This is a genomic window from Halomonas icarae, from assembly GCF_009901955.1.
Lineage (GTDB): Bacteria > Pseudomonadota > Gammaproteobacteria > Pseudomonadales > Halomonadaceae > Halomonas > Halomonas icarae.
The window spans coordinates 1-1,894 of the sequence record NZ_WUTS01000016.1 but is presented as its reverse complement, the minus strand read 5'-3'; the positions used below and the strand labels follow the sequence as shown (position 1 = coordinate 1,894).

Genomic DNA, 1,894 nt, shown 5'->3' with positions numbered 1-1,894 from the left:
GCTGCTCCCCTGGCGCTGGAAAGAAACTCTACCGGTCTAAATCACGCCGCACGAGGTGGGGTTGGTGGACCGTTTACGAAATCGAGGTGCTCGAGCGGAATCCGCTTCAGCGGGCGCGCTTAAAGCGTCAGCGAGCCGATATCGATTCCGGCGAGGTAGAAGCAGATTCAAGAAGGGTTTTAGAGGAGGGCGAAGTCGATGCTCTCTTCCGCGGTCTTCAGCTCTACAGCGAGGAGAAGAAGCGGCAGCGTCGTCATTCACGCACCAAGGCGGCCAAGCAGTATCTTCCAGACTTGGATGGGAGGGTCTATGTCGATCATGTCGCTCCGTTCGTCTTGAGTATCTACTACGGTGGGTTCAGGCCCGGCGACCTGTTCAGTTTGCAGTGGCAGCATTTCAGCGATGGGTTCAAGCATATTACTAAGGTGCTCAGTAAGACTGCACATCATGGGCGTCAGGTCCAACGCTTCCCGCTGTCTGTGCCACTGATCCAGGTCGTCGAGACTTGGTGGGAGGAGCAGGGCTGTCCTTCTAAGGGGTATGTGTTCTCTTCGCCGCGATTCCCTCTAGGAGAGCGAATGCTTGCGAGGAGCGCCATGCGAAAGCCGTGGGTAAAGATCAAGAAGCTGGGCGGGCTGCCCTCAGAGCTGGATTTGTATTCGTTGCGTCACAACTTTGCTTCCCAACTGGTGATGGCCGGAGTTGACTTGACGGCGGTGAAGAACCTAATGGGACACTCCAGTATCGAGACGACGATCAGACACTACGCGCACTTGCGAGAGGATTACCTTCAGGAGGCGCTGCGGGCGCTGGAGGGAATGGCTCCTGAAAGCGAGCCTTGATCTCGTTTGATCAACGTGGCGGCCTGCTGTCGGGCCGCTACAGTCGGGCCGCTACAGCTTGTCTTAATGTCTGACCGGGGTGCCGTGGTCTGTTGTGATATCTCTGCTCCTTTCCCTGCAGGCCACGTCATATCTCTTCTGTTGATTGACTGCTTAGTGCTACTTCCCGGCGGTTAGTCTGCATGTGTTATGCCGATCTGGTTGATGTCTCGGATATAACTTATGAATCTCATTTCTGTCGGTTGTCCAGGTAGACCTTTTCCATGCCGATTTAATACCGAATTATTAAAAGTGTCGAAGGCTGCGATGAAATCTTCGGAAGCCTGAGTTATTATTTCTTCTTTATATGAGCCATTTCTATCTAGGGCATTCCTGATCATGCTCAGTGATATGGCATGATGGAATATGTTTATTGTATAATCAATGTCTTTGATGTTTATTGATTTAAGGTGGGAGTTTATTATCTCCAGGTTTTCTGCTAGCTTATATGCTTCTTTTATTTCATCTTCGTCAAGCGGAGTTATGTCATGGAACTTATGAGTTCCTGATCTAAATAATTTGGCCCAATAGAGCATTGAGAAGACTTTGCTGGCTATTTTTGTATATTGGTGTTCAGTGTTTTGCGCCATCTCATGGATGGCTTTTCTTCTCCACTCGTTCGATTGCTCTCTCGTGAAGGAAAGTGCTTGCAGGGCCACTAGGAGAAGTCCGAAGGTTGCTATTCCAGCTAAAGAAACATTGGTGAAGTGTGCAGTAGCAAGAATGAAGGCGCTTAGAATAGCAAGTGCTAATGAGGTTGAGGTTTTCCAAATCCTTGCCAGTCGCCTGGTGATCGAGTCCATCGTCATCCCTGTCTTCCCCTATGTTAGGTCCACTGTCCTTGCGCAGCACCTAGGTTTGGCTTCGACTGCCATCGCCCCTTCCCCCCCCTCTCTCTTCGAGCAACGTCTTGCTAAGCTATTGGAGCATTGGTATTCGGTAAACGGTCCACCAACCCCACCTCGTGCGGCGTGATTTAGACCGGTAGAGTTTCTTTCCAGCGCCAGGGGAGC

At 51.0% G+C, this 1,894-nt stretch carries 2 protein-coding genes; one reads left to right on the top strand and one right to left on the bottom strand.

The annotated features are described in order from the left end of the window. A partial coding sequence (locus GRB80_RS16005; RefSeq protein WP_237562132.1) for a tyrosine-type recombinase/integrase occupies positions 1-842 on the top strand: 842 nt, incomplete at its 5' end. 173 nt (positions 843-1,015) lie between these two features. On the opposite strand, the gene GRB80_RS16000 is transcribed toward GRB80_RS16005, so the two are convergent. Beyond that, a complete protein-coding gene (locus GRB80_RS16000; protein WP_161424417.1) occupies positions 1,016-1,684 on the bottom strand; it encodes a hypothetical protein in 669 nt (222 codons plus the stop codon). Between the last annotated feature and the right edge of the window lie 210 nt (positions 1,685-1,894).

What these genes read in the sequence shown, in the direction of transcription:
- GRB80_RS16000 (WP_161424417.1), bottom strand. Translation starts at nt 1,684, where the DNA reads ATGGACTCGATCACCAGGCGACTGGCAAGGATTTGGAAAACCTCAACC.